The sequence below is a fragment of the Paenibacillus sp. Lou8.1 genome (assembly GCF_024213565.1).
Classification (GTDB): domain Bacteria; phylum Bacillota; class Bacilli; order Paenibacillales; family Paenibacillaceae; genus Paenibacillus; species Paenibacillus polymyxa_B.
In genome coordinates this window covers 431,461-445,933 of the sequence record NZ_JANAVN010000001.1, presented here as the reverse complement: position 1 = coordinate 445,933, position 14,473 = coordinate 431,461, and the positions used below count along the sequence as shown (strand labels likewise).

General features: G+C 46.6%; 17 protein-coding genes. All 17 read right to left on the bottom strand.

The features are described 5' to 3' along the window. Nucleotides 1-141: 141 nt before the first annotated feature. The 17 genes from NLX78_RS02140 to ftsY all read right to left on the bottom strand — a co-directional run bounded on the left by NLX78_RS02140 (nt 142) and on the right by ftsY (nt 14,435). A complete protein-coding gene (locus tag NLX78_RS02140; protein WP_254349493.1) occupies nt 142-1,761 on the bottom strand; it encodes a YifB family Mg chelatase-like AAA ATPase in 1,620 nt (539 codons plus the stop codon). 163 nt (nt 1,762-1,924) lie between these two features. Next, the gene (locus NLX78_RS02135) at nt 1,925-2,476 is read right to left on the bottom strand and encodes a nitroreductase family protein (RefSeq protein WP_025723284.1); all 552 of its coding nucleotides are present in this window, start codon (nt 2,474-2,476) and stop codon (nt 1,925-1,927) included. Nucleotides 2,477-2,631: 155 nt separating this feature from the next. Beyond that, complete coding sequence (locus NLX78_RS02130; RefSeq protein ID WP_254349492.1) at nt 2,632-3,015, bottom strand: YraN family protein; 384 nt, start codon at nt 3,013-3,015, stop codon at nt 2,632-2,634. Continuing rightward, nucleotides 3,015-3,314, bottom strand: a complete 300-nt coding sequence (locus NLX78_RS02125; RefSeq protein ID WP_023988176.1) for an EscU/YscU/HrcU family type III secretion system export apparatus switch protein — start codon at nt 3,312-3,314, stop codon at nt 3,015-3,017. The genes NLX78_RS02130 and NLX78_RS02125 overlap by 1 nt, the downstream gene beginning before the upstream one ends. Then, nucleotides 3,311-5,425, bottom strand: a complete 2,115-nt coding sequence (locus NLX78_RS02120; RefSeq protein ID WP_254349491.1) for a DNA ligase — start codon at nt 5,423-5,425, stop codon at nt 3,311-3,313. The genes NLX78_RS02125 and NLX78_RS02120 overlap by 4 nt, the downstream gene beginning before the upstream one ends. A gap of 90 nt (nt 5,426-5,515) precedes the next feature. Further along, on the bottom strand, nt 5,516-6,163 hold the full coding sequence (locus tag NLX78_RS02115; RefSeq protein ID WP_254349490.1) for a ribonuclease HII: 648 nt from the start codon (nt 6,161-6,163) through the stop codon (nt 5,516-5,518). 210 nt (nt 6,164-6,373) lie between these two features. Further along, complete coding sequence (gene ylqF / locus NLX78_RS02110; protein WP_069292106.1) at nt 6,374-7,234, bottom strand: ribosome biogenesis GTPase YlqF; 861 nt, start codon at nt 7,232-7,234, stop codon at nt 6,374-6,376. An 86-nt stretch (nt 7,235-7,320) separates the two neighbouring features. After that, nucleotides 7,321-7,947: a signal peptidase I gene (gene lepB, locus NLX78_RS02105; protein ID WP_254349489.1), complete on the bottom strand. Its 627-nt coding sequence runs from the start codon at nt 7,945-7,947 to the stop codon at nt 7,321-7,323. Nucleotides 7,948-8,048: 101 nt separating this feature from the next. Then, complete coding sequence (rplS, locus tag NLX78_RS02100) at nt 8,049-8,393, bottom strand: 50S ribosomal protein L19 (RefSeq protein WP_010346403.1); 345 nt, start codon at nt 8,391-8,393, stop codon at nt 8,049-8,051. Between the two features lie 224 nt (nt 8,394-8,617). Continuing rightward, nucleotides 8,618-9,436: a tRNA (guanosine(37)-N1)-methyltransferase TrmD gene (trmD, locus tag NLX78_RS02095; RefSeq protein ID WP_061832001.1), complete on the bottom strand. Its 819-nt coding sequence runs from the start codon at nt 9,434-9,436 to the stop codon at nt 8,618-8,620. After that, nucleotides 9,436-9,951 carry a ribosome maturation factor RimM gene (gene rimM / locus NLX78_RS02090; RefSeq protein WP_069291714.1) on the bottom strand — a complete coding sequence of 172 codons (516 nt, stop codon included), beginning with the start codon at nt 9,949-9,951 and terminating at the stop codon, nt 9,436-9,438. Before rimM ends, trmD begins: the two co-directional genes overlap by 1 nt. Before the next feature lie 97 nt (nt 9,952-10,048). Beyond that, nucleotides 10,049-10,279, bottom strand: coding sequence for a KH domain-containing protein (locus tag NLX78_RS02085; protein ID WP_013309863.1), 231 nt, complete (start codon nt 10,277-10,279; stop codon nt 10,049-10,051). Between the two features lie 23 nt (nt 10,280-10,302). Then, nucleotides 10,303-10,575 (bottom strand): 30S ribosomal protein S16, encoded by a 273-nt coding sequence (gene rpsP, locus NLX78_RS02080; protein WP_013309862.1) that lies wholly within the window; start codon nt 10,573-10,575, stop codon nt 10,303-10,305. 67 nt (nt 10,576-10,642) lie between these two features. Continuing rightward, nucleotides 10,643-12,019, bottom strand: coding sequence for a signal recognition particle protein (gene ffh, locus NLX78_RS02075; protein WP_254327919.1), 1,377 nt, complete (start codon nt 12,017-12,019; stop codon nt 10,643-10,645). 51 nt (nt 12,020-12,070) lie between these two features. Then, nucleotides 12,071-12,439 (bottom strand): putative DNA-binding protein, encoded by a 369-nt coding sequence (locus NLX78_RS02070; protein WP_069291713.1) that lies wholly within the window; start codon nt 12,437-12,439, stop codon nt 12,071-12,073. A gap of 166 nt (nt 12,440-12,605) precedes the next feature. Next, nucleotides 12,606-13,256: a PAQR family membrane homeostasis protein TrhA gene (gene trhA, locus NLX78_RS02065; protein WP_013309859.1), complete on the bottom strand. Its 651-nt coding sequence runs from the start codon at nt 13,254-13,256 to the stop codon at nt 12,606-12,608. Between the two features lie 162 nt (nt 13,257-13,418). Continuing rightward, nucleotides 13,419-14,435, bottom strand: coding sequence for a signal recognition particle-docking protein FtsY (gene ftsY, locus NLX78_RS02060; protein WP_254349488.1), 1,017 nt, complete (start codon nt 14,433-14,435; stop codon nt 13,419-13,421). Nucleotides 14,436-14,473 lie beyond the last annotated feature (38 nt).

The window sequence follows — 14,473 nt, the reverse complement described above, 5'->3', positions numbered from 1 at the left end:
ATTGTCATAATCTTTTTTTCTTCTCCAGATCTTTATTGTCTGGAGCTTTTTTTGTCCTTTTTTCCATTTTCTATTGTACATACGCTTTGGAAAACTCTTTCATAAAAATGATCGTGTTATAGCTACTAATTTATCGCCTTTTTAACTTTCATGAAAACTGGCATTTGCTCTATCCATATGGCGGTATTGAATAGCTTCAGCCACATGTGAAGTCGAAATTTTTTCTGAGTCATGTAAGTCTGCAATGGTACGCGAAAGCTTGAGAATTCGATCATACGCGCGCATGCTTAAACCGAGTGCGTCCATTGTCTGGTCAAGCAACTCTGCTGCATTTTTTTCTAATACGGCATATTTACGAAGCATCTGACCAGACAGCTCACTATTCCATGAAAAGGGAAGCTTGCTGTATCTGTGGATTTGTATCGCTTGAGCAGCCAGTACCTGCCTTCGCATTTCAGCGGACGACAATGATTCTTTTTCCTCCCGCCAATCCTTCGGCTGCGATACTTCAAGCTGAAGATCAATCCGATCCAGCAGTGGACCAGAAATACGTGAACGGTAGCGGGCTACTGCTGCAGGTGAACAGGTACAGCGCTGATGTTCCGTGTCATTTCCGAAAAAGCCACAGTGACACGGATTTAAAGAGGCAGCAAGTAAAAAATGCGCCGGATACTTAAAAACAGCACGTGAACGACTGATCGTAACATTGTGGTCTTCCAAAGGTTGACGCAGCACTTCTAGTACATGACGGCTAAACTCAGGCAACTCATCCAGAAATAAAATCCCCCGGTGTGCAAGACTGATTTCTCCTGGTTTGGGTATACCTCCCCCACCCACCAAACCAGCAGCAGAGATCGTATGATGAGGCGAACGGAAGGGACGAATATTCATCAGATGAGGCGATGACTCCTTCCACTTCCCGGCAGCGCTGTATACTTTGGTGACTTCAAGCGCCTCCTTTTCAGTCAAAGGTGGAAGGATAGATGGCAATCTGCGGATGAGCATTGTTTTCCCAGCCCCCGGCGGTCCCATAAGCAGGATATTATGCATTCCGGCTGCAGCGATGACTAACGCACGTTTGGCGTGCAGCTGACCCAACACATCGCTGTAATCCTCCATGTTGCTAGTTATCCCTTCTTTTTCACACAACGGTATATGCTCTGCCTGAGGTAAATGGTCATAGGAACAGATCATGACTTGTTTACTGGCAGTATAACTCTGATTTATCGCTTGGCTATCAACAGTGCCATGTGCACGATCTTCAATCGGAATAAGATCTGCTAGATGCCGTATAGCGTAAATACGTATACCCGTAATCAGACGAGCCTCGCTTGCGTTTTCCTGGGGAAGTAGCACGGAGTTGAATCCTTCTCGCTTGGCCAGATCAACCATGGACAGTACCCCATTCACAGGGCGAATACTGCCATCCAGCGCCAGCTCGCCAATAAACAACGTCCGTTCTCCCACGGGTAAAACGACCTGTTCACTGGTTGTCAGCAACCCTAAAGCGATAGCAAGGTCAAAAGATGAACCTTCCTTACGCAAATCAGCAGGAGCTAAATTAATCGTGACACGCTGGGACGGATATTTAAAGCCACAGTTTTTGATTGCTGCTCTGACACGCTCCACTGCCTCTCGAATCGCCGAATCCGGCAATCCTATAATCGCTGTCTGAGGCAAGCCATTGGACAAATCAGTCTCAACTTCAATCAGAACGCCATCTATTCCATACAAACAAGCTCCGTGTAATTTTCCATACATATCAAAAAGCACCTCTCCTCATATTGGAATGCTCCCTCTCGGGAATCATTGCATATATGAAAAAAGGTGCTTCCAAATTTTCATTCTTTGCAAATGTGATGTTCGAAATTTTAGCTCCGAACCATGCTTTCAAAATTCTTGACTAAGTTTATCTGACGACAGATTATTTGTCAAACAAGGTCAGCTTATCGGCTGCCGGAGTACGTGGTCTTGATTCTGGGATAACGTCAGGATAGCCTGCATATATCATTCCTATTACCTTCTCACCCGGTTGAATTCCCAAGTGCTCACGGAACTTAGGCGAATACAAAAATGGCTTTGTCACCCAAAACGTTCCGATTCCTTTGCTCCATGCGGCAAGCATAAAGTTTTGTACAAGCGCGCTGACCGCTGCAAAATCCTCATCCCAAACCGCTTGACGCGGGTCTTCTTCCAATACTACTAAAAGCTGGATCGGGTTGTGCAAAATGCCGCTCTCAAACTTGTTGTCCTTACCAATATCGGCTGCAATTGCTTTTGCAAGCTTTTTCCGTCCTTCACCAGCAAACAACAGAAAACGCCACGGTTCACGCATTTTATGATTAGGAGCCCACACAGCGACGTCCAGCAGTTCTTTGATCGTATCTACCGGGATGGAGTCGGATTTAAATCGTTTAATGGTCCGGCGTTCCTGAATTACATCTATGACATGTTCACTAAAGGTATGCTTTGTCACGTAAATCCTCCTTCACAGGTACAACTTCTAGATATTCATTTTAAGATGAAAATGATAACTATTCTCAATAGAATATACCTGTAGCTTTCCTTCCTGTCAACCTGCACATATGAATTCAGTCCCGCACTCTTACCTTTAAATAAGCTCTTACTCGTTTAAAATGCGCCTATTAAATGGTCCGTAACAACTGCCTTTTCGTCAGTTAATTGTACAGAAATCATGTCAAAGCGGATTGGAGCTTCTCCAATCCCGTTCATATGCAAATATACAGCGGCTGTTTGGCGAACTTGGGCTATTTTACGCGCAGTAACTGATTCTGCTGGCGTTCCATACTTGGAGCTACTTCGACTACGTACCTCAATAAACACGAGTGTATGCTCCTGCTTGGCAATCAGATCTATTTCACCACTACGGCATCGCCAATTACGCTCTATGATACGGTAACTCAAGTTTTCTAAAAACAAAGCCGCTGCCTCTTCGCCCATCGCTCCTTTGGCTTTCCGTTGATCCTTGCCTCCAGCCTTCATTTCATTCGACATCACCAGTCATCCCTTGATGCAAGCCTATCCATTTGATATATATAGGTAAGCACCTCTGCCACCAACTGATAGAGCTCAGCAGGAATTTGTTCGTCCAAATCGAGTTTGGATAGTACTTCAACCAGCGCAGCATCCTCCTGTACTGGAACACCATGTTCTTTAGCTTTTTCTAAAATGCTATCCGCAATACGGCCGCTCCCTTTGGCAACGACAATCGGTGCTTCGCTCTCACCAGGCGTATATTTCAGGGCGACCGCCTTCTTTATGGAAGGAGAAGGAGGTTCCAACGGCTCTTTCATATTTTAAGATCGACTCCTTTATACGGCTGAGGCACATAGCTTTGTACTTCAGAAGAGGCGAGACTGTTCTGTTCAGTCCTTATGGGCATAGGCTCGGTACGAAGCGATAGAAGTTGGTATCCTAGTGACTCCAACGCTGTGTGAATGGATTCACGCCCACTGGTTAACAACGAAGCCGCCCATTCATGATCATTATGAAGCTTAACACTTACAATCCGATCTACAACCTGGACATCTACCAGGGTCGCTCCAAGTCCCTTCATGTCCAAATCAAACCAAAGACGACAGTTGGAGGCGTCCAGCTCTCCACGTTTGCCGCGGCGGGACTGAATCTGGATCGTAGCTGTTTCACGACCGTCCGGTCCAACGAACGGTATAAACATGTGTACTTGGGCAAAAGGCGCCGTTCGGTCTGTATTGAGTAGCAACTGCTGACCTGTCAGGTGCTGTACAACCTGCTGAGCCGCCTCTTTCAAAGCGGGCGGCAGATCGTCACTGCTCATCAGCTGGAGCAGCGCCCCTTTTACGGTGTCTGCGTCTGCTGACACCGTGTCCCCAGACGCAGCCGCTAATCCCGGCAGCGGCTGCGGCATTCCCTCTGGCGGCTCTATACGTGCCGCCGTTCCTTGCGCGACCTGTGTAGTCGCGCGGTGCACTTGCTGCTCGTGCTCTGCACCGAGCAGCTTCAGTACGCGGCCCACCCACGGGTCCTCCGTGGGGGTGAGCTGCGTGCTGGACGCCGCAGGCTGCGACGCAGCGGCGTCTGCGGCTCGTGAGGCGCCAGCCATTGGCTGCGCCACTTCCGTTGCGGGCTGCTCCGGCGCAGCCGTGCTCAGTGCGGGCGGCACCGCCGCGCGTAGCTCTTGCAGCAACGTGCGCAGCCGCTGAAGCGGCACCTCTGACGCAGCAGTGTTACCTGCCGTGGATTGCTGCGGCATAGAGCTACCAGCCTGCTGTGCGGTGGGACGGTCAGCCGTGGCCGCGGTTAAGGCTGTCTTTGCCCCCGCAGGCTCTGCCGTGGCAGTTGCTGGAGCGCCATCCGCATCCTTAAGCTGTGTGCTTGCCGCAGTAGTTTGCTGTGACTGCTCCACTCTGGTGCGAGGACCGTTTAATGCATCAGCACCCGATTCTGGAGCATTCACGCTAGCTTCCGATGCCACTGTCGCTCCGCGTCCATTGACTGTCTCCGCTTCTCCTGGAGCAGTCCCTTTGGCTGCAGATGTAGCTCCCGTCACAGTATCTGAATCTGTTGCTAAAGCACTCGCTTCACTCACTGCAGCAGCAAGGTTGGCTGCTTGAGTCCCTTTTAACAATTCCTTGCCGCCTGTGGTTTGTCCAGCTTCTGCCTGCTTTGCAGCGGTAGAAGCATCCTTGGATAGTATGGGAGCTTGGCCTTCCTGTCCATCTACAACCACCCCGGAAGAAGCACCTGTTGGGCTAGCAGGCATTCGATCAGCGCTCTTTATAGCTGTTGATTCCCCCACTGAACGGTCAGTGGATATTCCCTGTCCTTGCTGCTTTAATACCGCTTCAAGCTCTTGCTCCAGCGAAGACAACAGATCATTTAAAGGAGGCCCAAACATCGCTTGACGCAATCCGTTTATGCTTTCTGCCGTCAATGGAAGTCCCCGCTGAAAGGCAACTGCCGCCGCCTGTACAAACGTTCCCAATTGTACATTGCCGCTTTGCTTCGCCATAGCTTCTCGCAAAGACGCAGCATTTTCCGATGTCAACGGCACACCGTTCTTTTGCATTGCCTGTATAAGCTCCCTGTTCTGAGCTGTATCCGGCAGTCCCACCGATTCCAATACATCTGTCAGCGCTACGGTTTGCTGTGGTGTATTGGCCACATCGTTCAGAGGCTTAAGCACCGTCATTCCGCTGGGGGAAGCCGGTTGAACCTGAAACGTTGTAGTCTGTCCAGGTTGAAGAGGGGTCTCCAGCTTTGCCCTGACCTGAGAACCTTGTATTTGCAACACAGCCTCGCTGCCGTCCTCAGACACCTTTAGCACGACTCCTCGTACAACCTGACCTGGCTGCATATCAAGTTTTTTAGCCTCTCCAGCCTTCACATCTCCAAGTAATCCACGAAATACAGATCCGATGTTCATATCGCCCCTCCTCTCACTCTCCCCCATTCAAAGGGGCTTATGGTATTAGTTATGCTTTATATCGGCATTATCCCGATTCATAATAAGTAACTACAGATCAAACAGCGTCGGTTGCTCCGTCAACAAATTGCCCAGAAAGCTGCGTCTATGCATCTTTGTAGGTCCTAGCGCCAAAATTTGTTCTCTGTGTAACTTGGTAGCGTAACCTTTATGTATACCGATCCCATATTCCGGATACTTCGCATCCCATTCACCTTTGCACAGCCGATCACGGGTTACCTTGGCGATGATAGAGGCCGCCGCAATAGACTGACTGTTGGCATCTCCTTTAATAATTGAGAGTTGAGGAATAGGCACATCTACCTTTTCTGCATCCACCAGTAAATAATCAGGAGACACATGTAAAGCCTCAACGGCCTGCTTCATAGCCAAACGAGCTGCTTGCTTAATATTGATATCATCGATCGTCTGCGCGTCTACATAACCAACTCCTACAGCAATGGCCTTCTCCATAATTAGCTCGTAGTATGCTTCTCTCTTCTTGTCCGTCAATTTTTTGGAATCATCCACACCTTCCAGTAACTCACCCACTGGTAAAATGACTGCTGCGGCCACAACATCACCAAACAGGCATCCACGACCTACCTCGTCAATACCTGCAATCCGCTCACAAGACTGCTCCCAGCATTTTTTTTCATAATGTAGCATGTCCTTCACTACATTCTCTTTATCTTCCATATTCAATACCTGCCCATCTATATGTAGTTTAACGCGTCATTCATGCCGTAGCTCTAGCGATTAAATTCAGCTTACCACAGACCTTCATCGTCCAAAACCCTTTTCTAACTGCCTTCAAATACCAAAAAAAACCTTCCTCCTCTCCGGAGAGATGGGGAAGGTTCTTCCTTGCCACAAAATGCTATGTTCTCTATCGGTGTACCAGTAGAATCAGTAAGGAGCTTCTAAACTGAACCGTCCCAGCTTCCCTGCACGCAGCTCACGCAAAATGATTTTTGACGCCTTTTCGAGATCCACACGTCCGCCGCTAACAATACAGCCACGTTTACGTCCGATCGCTTCCATGACGTTGACAATTTCATCAGGATTTTCTGTATCTTCAGGACGTTCGGTGAGCTCAAAGCGCTCTGCCAGTGCGTCCCAATAGTACTGAACCAAATATTTAGTCGCAAAAAAGGCAATATCCTCGACATTCAGAATTTCTTCCTTGATCGCACCTGTAACTGCCAGACGATAGCCTACATTCTGATCCTCAAATTTAGGCCATAGAATCCCTGGTGTATCCAGCAATTCAATTTCTCCAATCTTGATCCACTGCTGTGCCTTCGTTACCCCTGGACGGTCACCCGTAGCTGCAATATTACGTCCCGCCATTCGGTTGATCAGTGTCGATTTGCCGACATTCGGAATACCAACAATCAACCCACGCATAGGACGCGGGTTCATTCCCTTCCTAATCTGCCGATCTATCTTTTCCTTAAGCAGCAGCTTGGCCTGAATCGGAATTTCTTTTAGTCCCGTCCCAGTTGTGGCATCCACCGGAAAGGCCACATGCCCCTGCTCCTTAAAATAGGCAATCCATTGCTGTGATACTACCGGGTCCGCCAAATCTGCTTTATTCAAAATAATCATTCGCGGCTTGCCTTGCAAAATATCATCAATCATTGGATTTCGGCTAGAGAGCGGCAATCGAGCATCAATCAGCTCAATGACCAAATCAATTAACTTTAATTTTGCTTCAATTTGGCGGCGCGCTCTAGTCATATGACCAGGAAACCATTGAATCGTCACCGTCATCACCCCATTGATCGTAACTCCTACTTTTACCCTTAGGCTCTTAGTTAGGATTACGGCAGCTATGCTGCTTATTAGTTATTCTAGTGGTTAATCCACTGCATATCTTTTGCCGGCCAGAAAATAACGTCAGCCCGACCTACAACTTCCTTCAAATCAATATATCCAATCATCCGACTGTCTGTACTATTGGAACGGTTATCTCCCATTACAAAAATATGCCCCGCCGGAACTTTTCCATCCTTAAATTTATCATTTGGAAAATTTGTAAATTTGTTGTAAAGCTCACCATTTTGATGCGCTTCTTCTAAAGGAGCTTTCAAGTAAGATTCCTGAATCGGCTTACCATTTACTGTAATCGTGTCACCTTCTACCTTGACCGTATCTCCTTCAACGGCAATGACGCGTTTGATAAAGTCTTTTCCTTCCTCCGGCACATGAAACACGATCACTTCCCCTGGTTTAGGGGCACGGAAATCATACAAAATCTCATTTACAATGACGCGTTCTCCGGTATGAAAGTTAGGCTGCATCGACGGGCCATCCACAATAAACGGCTTAAAGAGAAGCCAGCGGATTAAAAAGACAAGCACTAACGCAATAATGATGGCCTTGAGCCACTCAAAAATCTCATTTTTTGGTTTACGCTTGGGCGTACCATCCTGTTCAGTTGGCTGCTGTACAGCTCCTTGTCCTACTTCTTGCTCCATAGCTCACTGTCCTCTCTTTACGGTCAATAATCCACAGTTCCCTATGTACGTAGAAAAAACGAAAGGAGCTTGTAACCAAGCCCCTTTCGTTATTCGTTGTATTAACGACGAATTTCTTTAATTCTCGCTGCTTTACCGCGCAGTTCACGAAGATAATAAAGCTTCGCACGACGCACTTTACCACGGCGAGCCACGTCGATTTTATCGATTTTTGGGGAATGAAGCGGGAAAGTTCTTTCCACACCTACACCGTAAGAAATTTTACGAACTGTAAAAGTCTCACTGATTCCACCACCACGGCGTTTAATTACAACACCTTCAAACAACTGGATACGCTCACGAGTTCCCTCAATAACTTTCACGTGCACTTTCAAAGTGTCACCAGGACGAAAGTTAGGCAAATCTTTACGCAGTTGTTCTTCAGTGATCGCTTGGACGATATTCATCTATGACTCCCTCCTTCCGTACAGGTGTTCATGCTTCTTCTGGAAACACAACCGTTTCCTTCATCATCCACAGAGGACCACCGTATTACACACAACAGATGTATTGTATCATGGAGGATACCGCATTGCAACAACAAAAAGGGATTTGACCAAACATTATTTAATTGACTCCATTATAAAACAGGTCACTGCCTGCTTTCAAATCCACTCATGCCTAAGACGCTTTATTGTTTATCCCCCAAACAGTCAGATTTGCGCTGCTCCTCAACCCACACGCGCTCCTTGCCTGTCAGTTCAACCTGTTCCAACAGGTCTGGTCGGCGTTCCATCGTGCGACGTAACGCCTCTTGGCGTCTCCAAGAATCAATATTGACGTGATGCCCTGACAGGAGTACATCAGGGACTTTCCAGCCCCGAAACTCCGCAGGCCGGGTATAATGGGGGTACTCCAGCAGCCCGGTACTAAACGAGTCCGTTACCGCACTCGTTTCGTTCCCCAGCACTCCTGGTAGCAACCGTGTCACACTGTCAATGACGGCCATGGCTGGAAGCTCACCACCAGTCAACACATAGTCTCCGATAGAAAGCTCATCCGTCACCAAATGCTCTCGAATACGCTCATCATAACCCTCATAATGCCCACATATAAAAATAAGATGGTCCTCTTTGGCCAGCTCTTCCGCTTTCTTTTGCGTAAAAGTCTCGCCTTGTGGACACATCAAAATGATACGCGGAGATTTTATGTCTGTGTTACGTTCTATCCCTTCATGTTGAATAACTTCATCGGCAGTTTCTAATGTTGATTCCTCTGATTTATCCAACAGCGCTTCCACGGCAGCAAAAATAGGGTCAGGCTTCAAAACCATGCCGCCCCCACCGCCATAGGGCGTATCATCCACTTGTCCATGCTTGTTGCCGGCATACTGACGAAAATTAACCGCTTGCAGTGATACAATTCCCTTATCCCTTGCTTTTCCCAGAATGCTTGCATTAAATACTCCATCAAACATCTCTGGAAACAGGGTCAGCACATCTACCCGCATTACAGCAGACCTTCCATCAACCGTACCGTAACCCGTTTTTCGCGCACGTTTACATCCAAAATAACATCCTCTATATACGGCAATAGCAGTTCCTTGCCTTTAGGCATTTTGACTACCCATACATCATTGGCTCCCGGAGTCAAAATTTCTTTGACCACGCCGAGCTCATTTCCGTCTTCGGTCACCACTTCCATGCCAACTACTTCATGAAAATAGAATTCATTTTCTTCCAATTCGCCTAACCGCTCAGCAGATACCTTCAACAAAGTACCTTTATATTTTTCAACTTCATTGATATTGTGATATTCCTTAAATTTAGCGACAACCATATTTTTTTGAAAACGCGCTGTTTCAATAGTTACGGGAATCGGGGCTTTACCTTCAGCCGGAACAATCAAAAGTTCACTACCTTTAGCAAAGCGATCCTCTGGGAAATCTGTCGTCGTTAATATTTTAAGCTCCCCACGGATTCCATGGGTGTTCACAATTTTTCCGACATTAAACAATTGTTGCATCATGTTCCTCCTGCTTGTAATCGGTCCCGCTCCATATCATCTTCATCATGTACGAAAAAGGGTTAGGACATACATCCTAACCCACTTTCGTATATCTTTAAGATATGATGTCTACGGTAACCCGTTTATCCATCTTAACGGCTGCTGATGCAACCACAGTGCGAAGCGCCTTGGCGATACGACCCTGCTTACCAATGATTTTGCCTACATCCTCAGGATGCACACTAAGCTCATATACAACAAGCCGATCCTTCTCCAAGGTCTTCACGGTTACATCTTCCGGATGATCGACTAAAGCCTTAGCAATGATTATCACTAATTCTTCCATGGTTGACCCTCCGTATCAGCACCTTATTTCTGTAGTTTAGACTCATGAAACTTTTTCATTACGCCCGCTTTGCTAAGCAAGTTACGGACTGTGTCGGATGCTTGTGCACCATCTTGCAACCATTTCAGCGCTTTATCTTCATCAATTTTTACAACCGCTGGTACTGTGATTGGGTTGTAGTAACCGATTTCTTCGATAAAACGACCGTCACGCGGGGAACGAGAATCAGATACCACGACGCGATAGAAAGGAGCTTTATGTGCACCCATACGTTTCAGACGAATACGAACTGCCACGAAAATTCACCTCCTTCAAAAAGTAGACTGTATATTGTTATCCCATAATTCCAAGGGCCTATTGGCCTTAGCGGAAAGGAAACTTCATACCTTTACCCATACTCTTCAACTGCTTCATAGCCTTGTTTTTTCCACCCTTAGGTCCCATCATATCTGAGAACTGCTTCATCATACGACGCATTTCGTCAAATTGCTTTATCAGACGATTTACCTCAGCCAGTGATGTTCCACTGCCTACAGAAATACGTTTGCGACGGCTATGATTAATCATGTCTGGGTTTTGCTTTTCCTGTGTGGTCATAGAATGAACGATAGCCTCAATCCGGCCCATCTGTTTGTCATCCACTTTGATATCTTTCATTTGCTTCATGTTGCCCATACCGGGAATCATATCAAGAATCTGGTCGATTGGGCCAAGCTTCTTAACTTGATCCATTTGCTCCAGAAAATCTTCAAAAGTAAACTCGGCATTACGCATTTTCCGTTCCATTTCCTTCGCCTTATCGGCGTCGATATTGGACTGCGCTTTTTCAATCAGGGACAACATATCACCCATGCCTAAAATCCGTGAAGCCATCCGTTCAGGATGAAACGGCTCCATCGCATCCAGCTTTTCACCCAATGTAGCAAACTTGATTGGGCATCCCGTCACAGCCTTGACCGATAAAGCTGCACCACCACGAGTGTCACCATCCAGCTTCGTCAGTACAACTCCCGTTAACTCCAAGCTATTATTAAAGTGCTCCGCAACGTTAACCGCGTCCTGCCCCGTCATGCTATCTACAACCAGTAGAACTTCATCCGGGTTGACATTGGTATGAATCTGGCGCAACTCTTCCATGAGCTCTTCATCAACATGAAGACGACCAGCAGTATCTATAATAACGTAGTCATTACCATTATCCTTAGCATGCTGCAAACCCTGTTTTGCAATTTCTACCGGGCTTGTCTGATCTCCCAGTGTAAATACAGGAGTATTAATCTGCTCCCCAAGAACCTGAAGTTGCTTGATCGCGGCTGGTCTATAAATATCACCAGCTACAAGCAATGGACGATGATTTTGCTTTTGCAGCAATTTCGCCAGTTTACCAGACGTCGTCGTCTTACCTGCGCCCTGGAGACCCACCATCATAATGACCGTAGGCGGTTTGTTTGCTTTGGCAAGCTTGGCCTGACTGCCACCCATCAACTCGGTCAGTTCTTTGTTCACGATGTCGATGATGACCATGCCTGGCGTAAAGCTGTCCATCACTTCCTTACCAACGGATTTCTCCTTTACCTTGGCAATAAAGTCCTTTACAACCTTGAAGTTAACGTCCGCCTCAAGCAAAGCTAATCGTACTTCACGCATCGCCTGAGCTACATCCTCCTCAGACACTTTTCCTTTACCGCGCAGTTTACTGAATACATTTTGCAAGCGAGTCGATAATCCTTCAAATGCCATACTTTCGCACCTCCTTGTCTACCAGGGTTGTTTGTTCTTAATCTATATGTCCTACAGTTCCTGCAGGCGATTTACAATTTGATGAACATGTTGCAGAATGCCTTCATCGGACTCACCGATTTTACCGAATGCCTCATACAACGTCTTATTTAATTCTTCGAGATCTTGGATTCTACGCTCATACTTGCTTAGCAAACCAAGCTTTTCCTCGTACATTTCCAATACCTGTTCAGCACGTTTAATATGTTCATATACTGCCTGACGGCTAATTTGAAATTCCGATGCAATTTCCCCTAAAGAAAAATCATCATGGAAGTAATATTTTAAAAACATCTGTTGCTTCTCTGTAAGCAGAGGTTCATAGAAGTCAAACAGTCGGTTAATCCGGTTTGTCTTTTCCAGCCGATTCTCCTGACTCATCTTGTATACCTCCATCGTCAAGGAAAAACACTTTACAGTTCTTTTCAACGTTCCTTATGATACATAAAAGAAAAGAAGATGTCAAGCGTTATCCCTTGTCATACAAAAAAAAGCCGATCCACTACCCTCAAACGGAAGTACGGATCGGCTTTTTGCCCACTCTTACTTAAACCCTTACTGGAGTAAGATACAGCAGAACAGCCAGAAAATGAAGTATGCTACCTGCTAAAACAAACAGATGCCAGATCGCATGGTGATATGGAAATGCCCGCCACACATAGAAAATCGTGCCCAACGTATACATAAGACCACCTACGAACAATAACGTCATCCCTCCGGCGGGAACAGTCGCAACCAGAGGATTCCAGGCAATGGTGATGAGCCAGCCCATCACAATGTAAAACACGGTAGACATAAACAGGAAGCGCTTGGTGAAGAACGCCTTGAACAACACACCAAACAGTGCAATCCCCCAAATCACTCCAAACAGTGTCCATCCCAGAGTACCTCGCAGTGCAACGAGCATAAACGGGGTGTAGCTACCTGCAATGAACAGGTAAATGCAAGAATGATCGAATATTTCGAACAAATCCTTCATTTTCCCTTCACGCAGGCTATGAAGCAACGTTGAATTGGTGTACAACAGCAACATCGTAATCCCGTAAATCGTAAAGCTGACGACATGCCAAGTGGTTCCTTTCAAGCTAGCAAAAACAATGAGTAACACAAGCGCTGCCACGCTTAAAACGGCTCCAATTCCATGTGTAATGGCGTTGGCTACTTCTTCCCGTCGGGAGTAGGTATAGGTGTTTGCCATCGGTTTTTCACCCGGCTTCCTTATTTATATTTTACATACAACATACATTACATATACGGCATCGACAGACCTCTTGCTTTCATTATACATCCGGGCGAACTTGAGCAGCAACAGGATGGCTACTTAGTCCCAAACGTAGCATGAAAGCCTACTTTAAACGTATCAGTTTTGCTCTTCCTCGTCTGCAGCAGTTGCTTCGACGGTCTCTTCCTGAATCAACCCCGCAAACAACGCATGAACGAATTGCTCGGAATCAAACGGTTGAAGATCATTCACTTTTTCACCTAAGCCCACCAGCTTAACAGGCAAATTCAGCTCCTGACGGATGGCCACAACAATCCCGCCCTTCGCTGTACCATCCAACTTCGTTAGTACCAGCCCGGTTACACCGCTTTTCTCACCAAACAGCTTGGCTTGGTTAAGTGCATTTTGTCCAGTCGTCGCATCAAGTACCAACAACACTTCATGAGGAGCATCTGGAATTTCGCGTTGGATCACGCGGAAAATTTTGTTCAGTTCCTCCATCAGATTGCTTTTATTCTGAAGACGTCCAGCGGTATCACACAACAAAACATCCACTTGACGCTGCTTGGCAGCCTGTACGGCATCAAACATAACCGCAGCCGGATCGGAACCGGATTGCTGCTTAATAACCTCTACACCTGCCCGTTCGCCCCATACCTCCAACTGTTCAATCGCACCCGCCCGGAACGTATCTCCGGCAGCCAACAATACTTTTTTGCCCTCTTGTTTAAAACGGTGAGCTAACTTGCCAATGGTTGTCGTTTTGCCGACGCCATTGACTCCCACGAATAGAATGACTGTAATCCCTTCAGCGCTCATTTTGAGCTGACTATTGTCATTCCCCCGCAGCAACTCGGACAGCTTTTCCGACAATACAGGCTGTAATTCCGATGCGTCCTCAATTTTGCGCTTTTTCACTTCTTCTCGCAGGTCTTCAATGAGGTTCATAACCGTGTTGACGCCTACGTCCGCTCCGATCAGAATTTCTTCCAGTTCCTCATAAAATTCCTCATCAATCTTTTTACGGCGAATCATCAAGTCCGTTACTTTTTCAACAAAACCTTTACGTGTTTTTTCCAAACCATCTTTGAACTGTTTTGTGACAGATTCAGTTTTGTTTGCAATGCTTTCCTTCAATTTCCTAAAGAAACTCATGGATTCCCTCCGTTGGTCTGAAAGTATGTTATTTAATG

Bases quoted from the DNA above. Each gene is read 5' to 3' on its own strand.
- ffh (WP_254327919.1), bottom strand. From the start codon at position 12,019: ATGGCATTTGAAGGATTATCGACTCGCTTGCAAAATGTATTCAGTAAA.
- rimM (WP_069291714.1), bottom strand. From the start codon at position 9,951: ATGCAACAATTGTTTAATGTCGGAAAAATTGTGAACACCCATGGAATC.
- NLX78_RS02140 (WP_254349493.1), bottom strand. From the start codon at position 1,761: ATGTATGGAAAATTACACGGAGCTTGTTTGTATGGAATAGATGGCGTT.
- trmD (WP_061832001.1), bottom strand. From the start codon at position 9,436: ATGCGGGTAGATGTGCTGACCCTGTTTCCAGAGATGTTTGATGGAGTA.
- NLX78_RS02085 (WP_013309863.1), bottom strand. From the start codon at position 10,279: ATGGAAGAATTAGTGATAATCATTGCTAAGGCTTTAGTCGATCATCCG.
- lepB (WP_254349489.1), bottom strand. From the start codon at position 7,947: ATGGAGCAAGAAGTAGGACAAGGAGCTGTACAGCAGCCAACTGAACAG.
- ftsY (WP_254349488.1), bottom strand. From the start codon at position 14,435: ATGAGTTTCTTTAGGAAATTGAAGGAAAGCATTGCAAACAAAACTGAA.
- NLX78_RS02070 (WP_069291713.1), bottom strand. From the start codon at position 12,439: ATGAGTCAGGAGAATCGGCTGGAAAAGACAAACCGGATTAACCGACTG.
- rplS (WP_010346403.1), bottom strand. From the start codon at position 8,393: ATGAATATCGTCCAAGCGATCACTGAAGAACAACTGCGTAAAGATTTG.
- NLX78_RS02125 (WP_023988176.1), bottom strand. From the start codon at position 3,314: ATGAAAGAGCCGTTGGAACCTCCTTCTCCTTCCATAAAGAAGGCGGTC.
- trhA (WP_013309859.1), bottom strand. From the start codon at position 13,256: ATGGCAAACACCTATACCTACTCCCGACGGGAAGAAGTAGCCAACGCC.
- NLX78_RS02120 (WP_254349491.1), bottom strand. From the start codon at position 5,425: ATGAACATCGGATCTGTATTTCGTGGATTACTTGGAGATGTGAAGGCT.
- NLX78_RS02115 (WP_254349490.1), bottom strand. From the start codon at position 6,163: ATGGAAGATAAAGAGAATGTAGTGAAGGACATGCTACATTATGAAAAA.
- NLX78_RS02130 (WP_254349492.1), bottom strand. From the start codon at position 3,015: ATGTCGAATGAAATGAAGGCTGGAGGCAAGGATCAACGGAAAGCCAAA.